Annotated in this window: 12 protein-coding genes; 9 read left to right on the top strand and 3 right to left on the bottom strand. The window is 57.6% G+C overall.

The window, feature by feature from the left end; all coding sequences use genetic code 11:
* Nucleotides 1-87: 87 nt before the first annotated feature.
* The 7 genes from ABEV74_RS00670 (at nucleotide 88) to ABEV74_RS00700 (ending at nucleotide 8800) form a co-directional block, all read left to right on the top strand.
* Nucleotides 88-1947 carry a sensor histidine kinase gene (locus tag ABEV74_RS00670; protein WP_430142776.1) on the top strand — a complete coding sequence of 620 codons (1860 nt, stop codon included), beginning with the start codon at nucleotides 88-90 and terminating at the stop codon, nucleotides 1945-1947.
* Nucleotides 1944-3110 (top strand): response regulator, encoded by a 1167-nt coding sequence (locus tag ABEV74_RS00675; RefSeq protein WP_430142778.1) that lies wholly within the window; start codon nucleotides 1944-1946, stop codon nucleotides 3108-3110. The genes ABEV74_RS00670 and ABEV74_RS00675 overlap by 4 nt, the downstream gene beginning before the upstream one ends.
* Nucleotides 3111-3359: 249 nt before the next feature.
* Complete coding sequence (locus ABEV74_RS00680) at nucleotides 3360-3719, top strand: Asp23/Gls24 family envelope stress response protein (protein ID WP_062492511.1); 360 nt, start codon at nucleotides 3360-3362, stop codon at nucleotides 3717-3719.
* A gap of 19 nt (nucleotides 3720-3738) precedes the next feature.
* Complete coding sequence (locus tag ABEV74_RS00685; RefSeq protein WP_430142800.1) at nucleotides 3739-5499, top strand: DAK2 domain-containing protein; 1761 nt, start codon at nucleotides 3739-3741, stop codon at nucleotides 5497-5499.
* A gap of 19 nt (nucleotides 5500-5518) precedes the next feature.
* The gene (locus ABEV74_RS00690; RefSeq protein WP_213530142.1) at nucleotides 5519-6379 is read left to right on the top strand and encodes a DegV family protein; all 861 of its coding nucleotides are present in this window, start codon (nucleotides 5519-5521) and stop codon (nucleotides 6377-6379) included.
* Nucleotides 6376-8436, top strand: coding sequence for an ATP-dependent DNA helicase RecG (recG, locus tag ABEV74_RS00695; RefSeq protein WP_430142779.1), 2061 nt, complete (start codon nucleotides 6376-6378; stop codon nucleotides 8434-8436). Before ABEV74_RS00690 ends, recG begins: the two co-directional genes overlap by 4 nt.
* Nucleotides 8437-8512: 76 nt before the next feature.
* Nucleotides 8513-8800, top strand: coding sequence for a stage VI sporulation protein F (locus ABEV74_RS00700; RefSeq protein WP_062492514.1), 288 nt, complete (start codon nucleotides 8513-8515; stop codon nucleotides 8798-8800).
* Nucleotides 8801-8854: 54 nt separating this feature from the next.
* On the opposite strand, the gene ABEV74_RS00705 is transcribed toward ABEV74_RS00700, so the two are convergent.
* Nucleotides 8855-9535 carry an SOS response-associated peptidase gene (locus tag ABEV74_RS00705; protein ID WP_062492515.1) on the bottom strand — a complete coding sequence of 227 codons (681 nt, stop codon included), beginning with the start codon at nucleotides 9533-9535 and terminating at the stop codon, nucleotides 8855-8857.
* Between the two features lie 114 nt (nucleotides 9536-9649).
* On the opposite strand from ABEV74_RS00705, the gene ABEV74_RS00710 reads away from it, so the two are divergent.
* The gene (locus tag ABEV74_RS00710; RefSeq protein ID WP_430142781.1) at nucleotides 9650-11119 is read left to right on the top strand and encodes a DUF2515 domain-containing protein; all 1470 of its coding nucleotides are present in this window, start codon (nucleotides 9650-9652) and stop codon (nucleotides 11117-11119) included.
* A 93-nt stretch (nucleotides 11120-11212) separates the two neighbouring features.
* On the opposite strand, the gene ABEV74_RS00715 is transcribed toward ABEV74_RS00710, so the two are convergent.
* Nucleotides 11213-11527, bottom strand: a complete 315-nt coding sequence (locus ABEV74_RS00715; protein ID WP_062492517.1) for a YolD-like family protein — start codon at nucleotides 11525-11527, stop codon at nucleotides 11213-11215.
* Complete coding sequence (locus ABEV74_RS00720) at nucleotides 11524-11949, bottom strand: DinB/UmuC family translesion DNA polymerase (RefSeq protein WP_430142802.1); 426 nt, start codon at nucleotides 11947-11949, stop codon at nucleotides 11524-11526. Before ABEV74_RS00720 ends, ABEV74_RS00715 begins: the two co-directional genes overlap by 4 nt.
* Nucleotides 11950-12155: 206 nt before the next feature.
* On the opposite strand from ABEV74_RS00720, the gene ABEV74_RS00725 reads away from it, so the two are divergent.
* Complete coding sequence (locus ABEV74_RS00725; protein ID WP_430142783.1) at nucleotides 12156-13415, top strand: hypothetical protein; 1260 nt, start codon at nucleotides 12156-12158, stop codon at nucleotides 13413-13415.
* Nucleotides 13416-13418 lie beyond the last annotated feature (3 nt).

Raw genomic sequence — 13418 nt, forward strand, 5'->3', positions numbered from 1 at the left:
CCGGGAATTTTTGACGATTGCACGGCAGGCCGACCGTCTGTGATAATAGGGAAACAAAGCGCCGGTCAGTTGAAAGGGGAACCGCATTTGGCAAGGAGAAGCTTTCGCACTATACACAATCGACTCTTCCTGCTGTTTCTCTTCTGTATGCTCGGTCTGCTGCTCATGGTAAGCTTCATCTATTACCAGCGGGCGACGGAACAGACACGGGATAAAATGACGGAGGCGGCCGAAAAAAACATTTCGCAGACGGCCGGTCTGTTCGACCTTTATTTGAAAGGCTACGACAGCGTCACGAAGACGCTGAACAGCAACAACGAGCTGATGCGGCTGCTTCAAAACGGGGGAACGGACGATCCGGTGCTCAGCGTCAATTACGAGCGGCGCATTACGGATATTCTGGGCTCCGTTTTCTTCTCCCGGGACGATATCGTCGGCATTCACGTCATGACGTACGCCGGCAAAGTTTACAGCTTCGAACGCAAGATGGGAGCCGCCAGACAGGAGTTCGCGCAGGAGGACTGGTACCGCATTTTAAAAGAAACGTCGGGCGAAATGAAATGGCTCGGCGTTTTCCCGCATTCGCTGATGAGCGAAGGCCATATGGAGCCGGTATTCTCCTTCGGCCGCCAGCTTTATGAATTGAATACGCTGAAGCGGGTCGGCATCGTATTGATCGAGACGGATGCCGGCCCGATTCTGGAAGCGCTCTCGAACGCGAAGCTGGGAGCCGGCAGCAGCGTATCGATTTGGGGACAGGACGGCCGGGTCATCGTATCGACCGGGACGGACAGGGAGCATGATGAGCCGCTTCGCGAAGCGCCGGAAGCTCCGCAGAAGGACGGGGAGGTCCGCATCGCCCATGAGAAGAAATCGCTTGTCGTGGCGGCCAAAGTGAAAATGACCGGCTGGACGATCGGCTTGCGCGCGCCGAAGGAGGAAATCAATCTGGAGCTCAGGCAGACGCAGCAGTTTTTGCTGACGGTTGTGGCGGCGCTCGTCATCGTCTCCACGCTGCTCGCCACGTTCGTCTCGCGCTCGTTTTCCAACCCGTTCAAGCGTCTCATTCAGCAAATGAAGAAGGTCGAAACGGGAAATTTCAAAGGCTCGGTCGATGTCAATTCCTATGAAGAGCTCAACATTCTGGTCGCCTCCTTCAACCGGATGGTCGGCCGCATGGATGAGCTGGTCGAGCGGATCAAGCTGGCCTCGACAAGCGAGAAAAACGCGCAGCTGCAGGCGCTGCAGTCCCAGGTCAACCCGCATTTTCTGTACAATACGCTCGATATGATCTACTGGATGCTCGACGAGCGGGAGAACGACAGGCTGGGCCGGGTCATTCTGGCGTTATCGCATATGTTCCGCTACAGCAGCGAATGGGAAGAGGGCGCGCAATCGACGCTGGCCGCCGAACTCGAGCAGATGCGGCATTATTTGACCATTATCGAAATCCGGCTGTCCGGACGGATTCGCGTCGAAATCGCGGCGGACCCCGCCTGGCTGGAAGCGCCGCTGCCGAAGATGACGCTGCAGCCGATTATCGAAAACGCCGTCAAGTACGGGATAGAGCCGCTGAGCGGCAGCGGCGCGCTGCGCGTTTATACGCGGGTGGCCGGGCCGGAGCTGCAGCTCGTCGTCGAAGATAGCGGAGCGGGAATGGACGAGGCGCGATTGGCGCGGCTTCGGGCTTTGCTGCAAGCGGAGGAAGACGGGGAAAGGACGGCGGAAGCCGGACGAAAAGGGATCGGGCTGCAGAACGTGCACCGCCGGATCAGGCTCATGTTCGGCGAGCCGTACGGGCTTAGGATCGACAGCGCCGAAGGAAGCGGCACGACCGTAGTGGTGGCGATTCCCAAGACGTGGCGAAGCGGGACGGATTCGAAGGAAGGAGCCCAATCGCTGCGAAGCGAAGCCGCTTCGCTTGCCGGGAAGGAGAGAGACCGATGAATATTTTGATTGTGGACGATGAAAGCGTCATTCGGGAAGGGATCGAACGGACGCTGAAGAAGCATTTTCCGGAACACCGGATCGATTTGGCGGCGGGACCCGAAGAGGCCGTCCGGCTGCTGCGGTCAAAGCCGGTCGATCTGGTGCTGACCGATATCCGGATGCCGGGCATGACGGGGCTTGAGCTGATGAACATGTCGCGAGGCCGCCATCCCGATATCAAATGGGTCGTCATATCCGCCTATTCCGAATTTGCATATGCCCAGGAAGCGGTCCGTCTCGGCGCCAAAGACTATTTGCTGAAGCCGATCGGCAAGGAGGCGCTGGTCGAGCTGATCGCCCGAGTGGGGGAAGAGATCGCCAGGGAAAGCGAGTGGTCCCGGGCCCGCTCGCTGCTCGAGACGAACCTGAAATATTTGCGCGAGGCCGTGTTCGGCCGCTGGGTTTCGGGGCTCGACATCGGCCGCCTGGATATGAAATCGTTTATTGAAGACTACCCCCGCTTCCATCTCGTCATGGTCAAAATGGAGAGCGACCGCGCGATGCAGCTCGAGCATTTTATCGTGGAAAACGTTCTTTCCGAGCTGATCGGCCAGTATGGCAAAGGTTTCGTGACGAGCCAGGGCGGCAGCAGTTTGCTCGGACTTGTGGCGGTCGAGGCGGGAGACGGCGTTTCCGGCCTGGTCGACGAGCTGAAGAAGCATCTGAGGCGCTGCCTCAAGGTGCCGTTCCAGGTGCTGTATACCGATGAAATCCGCGATTTCGGCGAAGTGCCCGAGCGGGTGCGCGAACTCGGCGAGGCGTCGGCGACGCAATCGTTCGAACATTATGCCAGCGGCGGCGATCAGGCGATCGAAGTGGCGCTGCAGTATATCAAAGCCCATTACCGGGATGAGCTTACACTGGAAAAAGTGGCTGCGGTCGTTTATTTGAACCCCGTCTATTTCAGCCAGCTGTTCAAGCAAAAGACCGGACGGGGCTTCAAGGAATACGTGACGCAGCTTCGTCTGGAGTACGCCCGGGAGCTGCTGCGCAATCCCCGGATCAAGCTGGCGGATGTGGCCGAACGAAGCGGGTATCAGGATATGCGCCATTTTTCCCAGTTGTTTCGCAGAAAGTACAATGTAACACCGTCCGAATACAGACAGAAGATGAACGGATAAGAGGAGCGAAACGGCTGCGGCGGCGGCATGTCCGTCCGTTCGCGGTGGTCCTCCTTCTTCGAACGCCGTCAACCGGCTGCGCGGCCGGCTGACGGCGTTTTTGCGCCAAAATCGGTGAAAATCGAATATTTTGCCCCGAAACGGGCCATAATTGTGTCGCATCATCGCGTACGGACTTCAACAATGCCCGATTTTATAGTACAATGTGGAATAGTCCATAATGCACAGAGTAAAAAGGAGTGGATTTCCATGCCTCTGCAGCTTAGCACCGAACTCGGAAAAGTTTATGTAACCGACGAATGCATTGCCGTCATTGCGGGCTCGGCGGCATTGGATTGTTATGGACTGGTAGGTATGGCTTCGCGCAAGCAGCTTAAGGACGGCATAGCGGAATTGCTGGGACGGGACAATTTGTCCCGCGGCGTCGAAGTGCGCCGGGAGAATGACATGGTGCATATCGATTTGTACATCATCGTCAGCTATGGTACGAAAATATCCGAAGTCGCGCACAACATTCAAGCGAAAGTCAAATACGTATTGAATGAAGTGATTGGTCTGAAGGTCGATCATATTAATATTTTTGTGCAAGGTGTGCGGGTATCCAGGTAGGCAGGAAGGGGAATATTTGTTGAGAAAGCGCTTCATTAACGGTTCCGATTTCGCCGGTATGGCACTGCTGGGCGCCGAATATTTGCAGGCGAACGCAGAACAGGTAAACGCATTAAACGTGTTTCCGGTGCCGGACGGCGATACGGGAACGAATATGAACTTGACGATGGATTCGGGCGTACGCGAGCTGAAAAGCAAACCGTCGCCCGCCATCGGAAAAGCGGCCGAGGCATTGTCCAAAGGGCTGCTTATGGGAGCGCGCGGAAATTCGGGCGTCATTCTGTCGCAATTGTTCCGCGGCGTGGCCAAGTCGCTATCCGGTCTCGAGCAAGCCGATTCGGTTCAGCTCGCGGCTGCGCTTCAGCATGGCGTCGATACCGCGTACAAAGCGGTTGTGAAGCCGGTCGAAGGGACGATTTTGACTGTGGCGAAAGAAGCGGCCCGCCACGCGGTGCAGATCGCCCGCCGGACGGACGATGCGGCCGAACTGATGCGGGAAGTGCACCGCAAGGCGCATGAGACGCTTCAGCGCACGCCGGAAATGCTGCCCGTTCTGAAGCAGGTCGGCGTCGTCGATTCCGGCGGCCAGGGACTCGTATATATTTACGAAGGATTTTGGAGAAGTCTGGCCGGCGAAGGCGCGGCGGATACGGCCTTGATCGCGCAGCCGGGGGCTGCGATCGCGCCGCGCAAGCCGGAACGAACCTCGGCGCAATCCCGGCTGGAGACGGAGCATATCGAGTATCTGTACGATATGGAATTTTTTATTAACCGGAAGCTGGGCGGTTCCGGAGCGCCGCCTTTCGACGAGGCGGCCTTCCGAAAGGCGCTTGGCCGGGACGGCGATTCCATCATCGTCATTGCCGACGACGATATCATCAAGGTGCATGTCCATTCGAGGCGGCCCGGCGATGTGCTGAACTACGCGCTTCCGTACGGCGAGCTGACCGACCTGCGCATTCTGAACATGCGGGAGCAGCACCGCGACTTGCTCCATCGCGAAGACGAGGCGCTGTCTTCCGGCGCCGACGACGATCCCGGGTCCGTCACCGGCCTCGCGTCCGTGGAAGTGCTCGCGGGACCGACAGGAGCCGGAACGCCGCCGGAGCAGGTGCACGAATGGGCTCCGTTCGGCATTATTGCCGTTGCGCTCGGCGAAGGGGTGGCGGAAATTTTCCGCTCGAGCAACGTCGATATCGTGCTTTCCGGCGGCCAGACGATGAACCCGAGTACGGAAGACTTCCTGAAGGCGATCGAGTCGCTGCCGGCGGAGCATATTTTCCTGCTGCCGAACAACGGCAACATCGTGCTCGCGGCGGAGCAGGCGGCGGAGCTCAGCGACCGGCAGGTGACGGTCATTCCGACCCGCACCATTCCGCAAGGGCTGGCTGCGGCTTTCGCCTTCAAGGAAGAGGAGGACGCCGAGCGGAACGCGGAATGGATGAAGGCGGCCGCGGAACAGGTGCGTTCGGGACAAGTGACGCATGCCGTTCGCGATACGACGATCGACGGCGTTCACATTCGCGAAGGGGATTACATCGGCATCAGCGAGAAGACGATCGTCGTTTCTTCCGGGGATTTGCTGGAAACATGCCGGCAGCTGCTGAATCATATGCTGGAGGGGGGCGGCGAGCTGCTCACGGTGCTGACGGGCGCGGATGCCGATCCGGAACAGACGGCCGGGCTGTCGGACTGGATCGCGTCTTCCTGGCCCGATGTGGAGCTGGAAATCCATGAGGGCGGGCAGCCGCTTTACCCTTACCTGTTCGCCGTCGAATAAACCGAAGGGAGCTGTGACCATGACAGTCCGGATTGTAACGGATAGCACCGCCGATATTCCCCGCGAAGTTCGGGAACGGCTGCGCATCGAGATGGTGCCGCTGAAAGTGCTGTTCGGACAAGCGTCCTACCTCGACGCTGTCGACCTGGACGCCGATTCGTTCTATGCCAAATTGGCCGAGGCGCCTTCGCTGCCGACGACTTCACAGCCGTCGCCGACCGAATTTTCGGAGGTGTACGAGCGTATTTTGCGGGAAGATCCCGGCGCTTCCATCATCTCCATCCATCTCGCATCCGTATTGAGCGGAACGTATCAATCGGCCGTTCTCGCGGCGTCCATGCTCGAAGAAGAGGCCGATATTACGGTATACGACAGCAAGTCGGCTTCCTACGGCATCGGTACGGTCGTCGTCGCGGCGGCAGAGATGGCGGCTGCCGGCCGGTCCAAGGAGGAGATTCTGGCCGAGATCGAGGAGATACACAACCGGCTAAGGCTTTATTTTCTTGTCGATACGCTGGAATATTTGCAGAAAGGCGGCCGGATCGGCAAAGCTTCCGCCGTGCTCGGCTCGCTTCTGAATATTAAGCCGATTCTGTCCCTCGACCGGGATGGCGGGGTGATGGCGGTGGACAAGGTGCGCGGCCAGAAGAAAGCGATCCAGCGCATCGTCGATCTGCTGCGGCAGGATTACGAAGGAAAAGCGGTCGACGTCACGATGGCCTGGACGACCTCGCGCGATACGGCCGATCAGCTGCTCGAGCAACTCCGTCCTCATTTCGATATCCGGAAAGTTCATTATACGACGATCGGCGCCGTGATCGGTACGCATGTCGGACCGGGAACGTCGGCCGTATTCATGAACGGTGCGCGCGAAACATGAATCATAAGGACCCGTTATCCATACTGCCGGTCAGGCAGGTCAAAGGCGTGAGCCCACGGAAAGAGAGTGAGCTTCACGCCTTTGGTGTCCGTACGGTTGCGGACTTGCTGGAATATTATCCGTTCCGGTACGAAGATTATCGCATACGCGAACTGACGGAAGCGCAGGACGGAGAAAAAATTACGATTCGGGGAACGATTCGCAGCGCGGGAGCGCTGCAGCGGTACGGACGGAGCAAATCGCGGCTGTCCTGCAAGGTGGAGACGAACCGCGTGCTGATTACCGCGGTCTGGTTCAACCGCCATTTTTTGCAGGACCAGCTCGTCCCCGGACGGGAAATCGTGCTGACCGGAAAATGGGACAAGCAGCGTCTGCAGTTGACGGTCGCGGAGTCTGAATTCCCCGACCGCGGCCCGTCCAAGTCGGGTACGCTCCAGCCCGTTTATTCGGTCGGCGGTTCGGTAACCCAGGCGTGGATGCGCAAAACGATTCGCCAGGCGCTCGAGCAATTCGGCGCGATGATTGCGGAAGTGCTGCCGCGCGAGCTGATCGAGCGCCACCGGCTGATGCCGCGCCGCGAGGCCATCTTTCGCATCCATCACCCGGAGGATACGTCCGATGGACGGGAAGCAAGGCGAAGGCTCGTCTACGAGGAGCTGTTCTGGTTTCAATTGAAGCTGCAGGCGTTCCGGTCGCTCAATCGCAAGCGGACAGACGGCGTAGCGCATCAGGTGAGCGCGGATACGATTCGTTCCTTTGCCGAGTCGCTGCCGTTCGAGTTGACCGAGGGGCAGAAGAAGGCGATCAACGAAATTTTGGTCGATATGCGTCGGCCCTATGCGATGAACCGGTTGCTTCAGGGCGACGTCGGGGCGGGCAAGACGGTCGTGGCGGCCATCGCCTTGTATGCGACCGTCAAATCGGGCCATCAGGGGGCGCTGATGGTGCCGACGGAAATATTGGCGGAGCAGCACGCCCGTTCGCTTGCCAAGCTGTATGCCGGTACCGGCATCGAGGTCGCGCTGCTGACCGGGAGTTTGACGGAACGCCGCCGCAGGGAGACGCTGGCCGGCATTCAGATGGGGCTTACCGATATCGTGGTCGGCACGCATGCGCTCATTCAGGAGGACGTCTTCTTTCGCTCCCTCGGGCTGGTCGTCACCGACGAGCAGCACCGGTTCGGGGTCAATCAGCGCAGCATATTGCGGCGCAAAGGGATGAATCCCGACGTGCTGACGATGACGGCGACACCGATTCCGCGGACGCTCGCGATTACCGCGTTCGGCGATCTGGACATATCGACGATCCGCGAGCGGCCGCATGGCCGCAAGCCGATCAAAACGTACTGGGTCAAACATTCGATGATGGACCGGGTGCTCGGATTCATCCGCCGCGAAGCGGCGGCAGGACGGCAAACGTACGTCATCTGCCCGCTGATCGAGGAGTCGGACAAGCTCGACGTGCAGAATGCGATCGATCTGCAGGCGCAGCTGCAGCAGGCGTTCCCCGATTTGCGCGTCGGGCTGCTGCACGGCCGGATGACGGCGGCGGAGAAGGAAGAGGTGATGCGGGCGTTCGAGACGAACGAGGTGCAAGTGCTCGTCGCCACCACCGTTGTGGAAGTCGGGGTCGACGTGCCGAACGCGACGCTGATGGTCATTATGGATGCGGAGCGGTTCGGGCTGTCCCAGCTTCATCAGCTGCGCGGCCGGGTCGGGCGCGGCGCCCATCAATCGTACTGCGTGCTCGTCGCCGATCCGAAATCCGATGTCGGGCGCGAGCGGATGGGGGCGATGACCGAGACGGACGACGGCTTTGAAATTGCCAGACGCGATCTGGAGCTCCGCGGCCCCGGCGACTTCTTCGGCACGAAGCAAAGCGGGCTGCCGGAGTTCCGGCTTGCCGACATGGCGGCCGATTTCGCCATTCTGGAGCAGGCGCGGGACGACGCAGCCGAGCTGGCGGGCCGGGAAGACTTCTGGCATTCGCCGGAATACGCCGCGCTGCGCGAGCGGCTGCAGCAGGATCCCGTTTTTCAAGGGGAGCAGCTCGACTAGGCAACAATGCCTCCCGGGCGGCATATAGTAAAATGATTGCCGCATTGCCCGAACGGCGGGGGAGGTGCCTAAGTCGATGAGCTATCAGAAATACGGTATTCGGCCGGATTTGGTCGAGCGCGTCAAATTCAAGCTGAAAAACCCGGTTGTCAAAGGACAGATCAAGCAGCTGCTGAACGGGATCACCAAATACGACTTGCAGGATCGAGTCAAAGTCAAAAAGCTGGTCCGTTCGGCGGCCCGCATTTTGGGGGAGAAGCTGACGGAGCTGCAGGAAGGGCAAATTGTGGCGTTCGTTCTGGCCCAAAAGATCGATCCGAACAACACCTTCCATTTGCTCAAATTATGGGGCATGTTTCGCTGACCGCCCGCGGTCGGCGAATTTTTTTTGCGGAGAGGCGCCGACCGGCGCGATCTTTTACCCGACCGATCCGACCGGCTCGATACAACGGGGGGAATCGTTGCGGACGTTGCCGACTTCGGCGGAAACGGGATACGCCTCCATCAGCTCCTCCGGGTAAGGCTTCAGCAGCGCTCGCAGCCGCTGCGGCTCCCGGTTGGCACGGTCGAGCCATACCGCTTCGTCCTCGGGCCGCAAAATGACGGGCATCCGATCGTGAATGTCCGCCATCAGCGCGTTCGGAGCCGTCGTCAGCACCGTGCAGGTGCTGATTTTCCGGCCGTCCGGAGCGAGCCACGTCTCGTACAGCCCGGCCATCGCGAACAGCGAGCGGTCCTTCATGACGATGCGCATCGGCTGCTTGCCCTGTCCGTCCTTCCGCCATTCGTAAAACCCGTCGGCCGGGATGAGGCACCGTTTGCGGCGCAGCGCCTCCCGAAAGGCGGGCTTGTCCGCCGCCGTCTCCGCGCGCGCGTTAATCATCCGGCTGCCGATTCCCGGATCGTCCGCCCATGGCGGGATCAATCCCCATTTCAGCTCGCCGAGCCGGTTGCGTTTTCCGTCCGATATGACGGCCGGAACCATTTGGCCCGGAGCCACGTTATATTTCGGCCGGTGAAAAGGAATGAACGCATCCTCGATCATAAAGCGGACGATCAGCTCCTCAAGCGTCACCGTCAACGTATAGCGCCCGCACATGCCGCATTCTCCTTTCCGTTCCAAATTAGTATGCAACCATTGTATCATACTTGCGGTTATGCCGGGGTCATCCGGCTCATAATGGTAGTATGGAAGGGAGATGAAAGCACCTTCATGGAGAACCAACCGAAACGACGCGGCCGCTTGCGAAGCTGGTGGCTTCGGCTGCTGCGTCTTCCGCGCGCCCTGTTCCGTGCGGCGGAATTGCGGAAGCGCGCGTACGCCCCGAAGCCGCCGGCAGACGCCGGCTCTGCGCCGCGGCTCCATCCGGCCGCCGTGGCCGAATTGAAGGGAGCGTGGAAGAAGCTGGCGAAAAGCGCGTCTTCGGCCTCACTCGCATCGAAAACGAAAGGCGTCGACATGGAAGCGGCATCGCCGCCCGGCACCCCGGCTGCGCCGATTTCGCCCGACATACCGCGGCCTTCCGCGCTGTTTTTGCCTTTTGCGGCGGGCGGTCGAAACGCCGTTTCGCCCGCGATCGCCGTTTCCGGCGGCGCCGCCGGGCTCGCGATCGTGAGCCGCATCCGCGCCGAAACGGCGCATCTTGGCCGCAACAACGTGACGCGGACGGCGGCGTACCGCGACGTCTTCCTGCGCCGCCGCGAGCTCCATTGGGCTTTGCTCGCCCATATGGTGTCGCGCAACGGCGGCTGGAATATGACCGACCTGCAGGGGGAATGGTTCCCCCGTCTGCTCGGCATGGAGAAACGCAAAGCGACTTTCCGCTTCCTGGAGCGGTCGAACGCGCTTATTTTTCATGACGCCTATCCGCAGCTGCGGCTGTACGAGGCTTCCCTCCACGCCGGCCGAAGCCTGTTCCGGCTGCTGCCGGCGTTCGGCGTGTCGGCGTTCATGCGGCCGGTCTGGGAGCGGTTCTGGCGCGATCGCGATCCCGTGCCGCTGACTGTCGCGCTGATCGTCAACGAACAGCATTATATCGAGGAGCGCGTCGTCCGCAATCCATATTTTCGCCAGCATGTTCTCGGCACGCTGTTTTTCGGCATGCAGTCGCTGCTGCATTTGAACCAGATCGTCTTTCCATATGGCCGCGACGGCGAACGGCTGCAGCTTGCCGGGCTCGTGCTGGACAACTTCTCAAGCCTGCATGAGCGGATCGAACTCGGCAAAGGGCTGTATGCGATTCTGTTCGGCGTCCCCGAGGTGGCTGAAGGGGCGGTCCGTTTCGCCCGTTCGATCCGTCATACCGGATCGCGCGCCGATTATGCGCCGGATCTGTTCGCTTCCGCCCGGCGCGAAGCTCCGTCCGCCGTCTACAAGCAGCGGCTTGCCGGGGACGGCTTGCTGCAGCCGGGCGCGGAGCGGCTGTACAGCCCGCCGCTGGCGGCAGCCTGGCCGGACATTCCGGTCGAACCGCCGGAGCCGGGCGACTGGTTCGGCCGCTACTCCGATCCGGCGGATTACTTCCGCGAGCTTTCGCTGCCGGCGCGTTTTCGGATGACGGAAGAGCATGCGTTCGGCCTGGCGAAAATCGAATTCGCCGTGCTCGCCGCGCAGAAGCTCGGCACTTCGCCGAAACCGGATGAAATGTCGGCGGGAAGCGATGGCAACGGCGAAGAACGATAACGATAGCCGAACATCATCGGACGGAAGAGCGCCCGGCCCGCCGCCGGTAGCCGCTGCTGCCCGGAATTCCGGGCGTCAGATGCCAGTCAGACGTTATAAGACATCAAGGATATCGGATACGGAGATCCAGGTTTCGCCCACCCGAATCCGCCCCTGCGACGCGTCGGCCTTCGTGATCGTTCCTTGCACTGTCTTGTCGCCGTCGGGGCGATAAACGACGACGCTTACCGGCCGCTTCTCTTGAAAAGCGCGCGCAATGCTGCCCGCGATCGCTTCCCGCTGCTGTTCGTCCAGAAGCGGCCTCGGCTTTCGGACTTTTTTCGCTTTCCGGTCGACAAGAGCGTCCCGATGTTCAAACAGCATCATCCGGCTCGATTCCCACAGCCCGTTGCCTTCCAGCTTTTTCATTTATAATGTCCTCCGATCTTGGTTGCCAATACTTTCATTTGACTCGTCCGCTTCAAGGAGGAGCCGAAAAAAATGGCGGCCGGTCCGAATTGCTCCCTGATTTCATCCATCGTCCGTTCCAGCCGCAGCCGCCGCTCGCGTCCGTCGAAAAGCGTCAGCTGCCGGACATCGTCGCTCCGCAGCCCGCCGAGCGACACCCATATTTTGCGGACCGGCTGCCGGTCCCAATGCTTCTGAAACAATTGCTTCGCCGCAGCGAACACTTCCCGGGTAATCTGGGTCGGATCGTCGATTTTCATTTGCCGGGCAAAGCCGCTCGGGCGCTCGAAATCGGCCCCTTGCGCGCCGGCATGCACAATATCGCCCATGTAGCCTTTGCTGCGCGCGCGCTGGCAGATCAGGCTGGACAGCTCCAGCAGTATCTATAAAACTATGAGCATAATTATATGTGTGCATTAATAAACAGTATAAACCCTTTATTTATCTAGGGTTTATACTGTTTTTATCGTATTTTCTTGATGAGCATTATTGATGTCTTAACACGATAACATAGATATGGTAACATTTTTTACTGACAGGATAATCTATGAGCATAATTGTAAGCTGAAATAGATTCGGGGGTTATAAAATGGACCATAGTGGTTCAATCGTGCCTTTCTCCAGAAGAATTGATGAGTTGCGTTTTGGTGTGCAGAGTGTAGGAATTGAGTTGTGGAAAAGGCATCGTGATAGCGAGCCTGTCGTTCATAGGCATGCTGTGATCGTTTTGCAAAATAAAATGAACGGTAGACTATCTGTTCATCCTCTTACGGAATTTATTTTTCATTACTGGAAATACAGAGCTTACAATTCTCAGAGACTTCATGCTAATTACCTCTGCGCTTTCTTAAATTACATACTTATTGAAAATCGTATGAAATACAAACTTACTTCATTAAAAGAACTACGCTTTTCTCATGCCACAGAGTTCTTGAACAATTTGACGAGAAAAGAAAAATCAAGAATGACGGTTAGAAAGGCGGAAAGAACCTTAACTCTATTTTTTGAGTTCTTAGCGAAGAAAAAACTGTTGGAGCATGTTGACGAAAGTGCCTTTAAAAAGAAGATCCTTTACGGTAAATCGAATCAAAAATATACGGTTTCCCCATTCAAAGGAGTCATTATGCCGAGAAATAGGCAAGGCCATATAGCTCATGATTTACCTGAACGATATATTTTGCCTTTGATCGAGTTGGCTGTGAAGATCGCGAATCCCATTGCTTTGGGGATTTATATGCAGTGCTTTGGTGGAATTAGACAAGGTGAGCTTGTGAACATTCGAAGATCCGATGTAAATTCTATCGGTTCTTTCGGAGAGTTTGGTTTAGTGGTTCGTCTACAAAAAAGAAACTTGAGAACAGATATTAAAGATAGTGCCGGTGCAAGTGGCGTTAAAAAACCAAGAAGACAAATCGTTTTTCCAATTCAAGACTGGCTACAACAGTTGTATCGAAACCACATTGAAAATTATACTCCTGTGGATGGATCTGATGCGTTATTTGTAAATCGGGATGGCAAAGCCATGTCGGGACAAAGTTACAGGGCATACTTCAGTAAATTAAAAAGAGAGTTTTTGAAGCAACTAAGGAATTCTTCAAATCCGGATGATCTGGTTTACGCTATCAAATTGGAAGAATATAAATGGTCCACTCATCTAGGCAGGGGCATATTTACAAATCTTTTAGCAGAAGAAGCTGATAACCCATACGATATTGCTTTGCCAAGAGGAGACTCCAATCTTGCATCATCTCTTGTTTATCAAGGAAATACGGAACGAATGAGAAAAAAACTTGAGGACCGCATGCAACATTTATATAAGGATTACTTACCAAATTTAATTAAAAAATAAATT

Origin of the sequence: Paenibacillus cisolokensis, assembly GCF_050481165.1 — a bacterium.
Taxonomy (GTDB): Bacteria; Bacillota; Bacilli; order Paenibacillales; family Paenibacillaceae; genus Paenibacillus_AH; species Paenibacillus_AH cisolokensis.

Bases quoted from the DNA above. Each gene is read 5' to 3' on its own strand.
- ABEV74_RS00675 (WP_430142778.1), top strand. From the start codon at position 1,944: ATGAATATTTTGATTGTGGACGATGAAAGCGTCATTCGGGAAGGGATC.
- ABEV74_RS00680 (WP_062492511.1), top strand. From the start codon at position 3,360: ATGCCTCTGCAGCTTAGCACCGAACTCGGAAAAGTTTATGTAACCGAC.
- ABEV74_RS00690 (WP_213530142.1), top strand. From the start codon at position 5,519: ATGACAGTCCGGATTGTAACGGATAGCACCGCCGATATTCCCCGCGAA.
- recG (WP_430142779.1), top strand. From the start codon at position 6,376: ATGAATCATAAGGACCCGTTATCCATACTGCCGGTCAGGCAGGTCAAA.
- ABEV74_RS00700 (WP_062492514.1), top strand. From the start codon at position 8,513: ATGAGCTATCAGAAATACGGTATTCGGCCGGATTTGGTCGAGCGCGTC.
- ABEV74_RS00705 (WP_062492515.1), bottom strand. From the start codon at position 9,535: ATGTGCGGGCGCTATACGTTGACGGTGACGCTTGAGGAGCTGATCGTC.
- ABEV74_RS00710 (WP_430142781.1), top strand. From the start codon at position 9,650: ATGGAGAACCAACCGAAACGACGCGGCCGCTTGCGAAGCTGGTGGCTT.
- ABEV74_RS00715 (WP_062492517.1), bottom strand. From the start codon at position 11,527: ATGAAAAAGCTGGAAGGCAACGGGCTGTGGGAATCGAGCCGGATGATG.
- ABEV74_RS00725 (WP_430142783.1), top strand. From the start codon at position 12,156: ATGGACCATAGTGGTTCAATCGTGCCTTTCTCCAGAAGAATTGATGAG.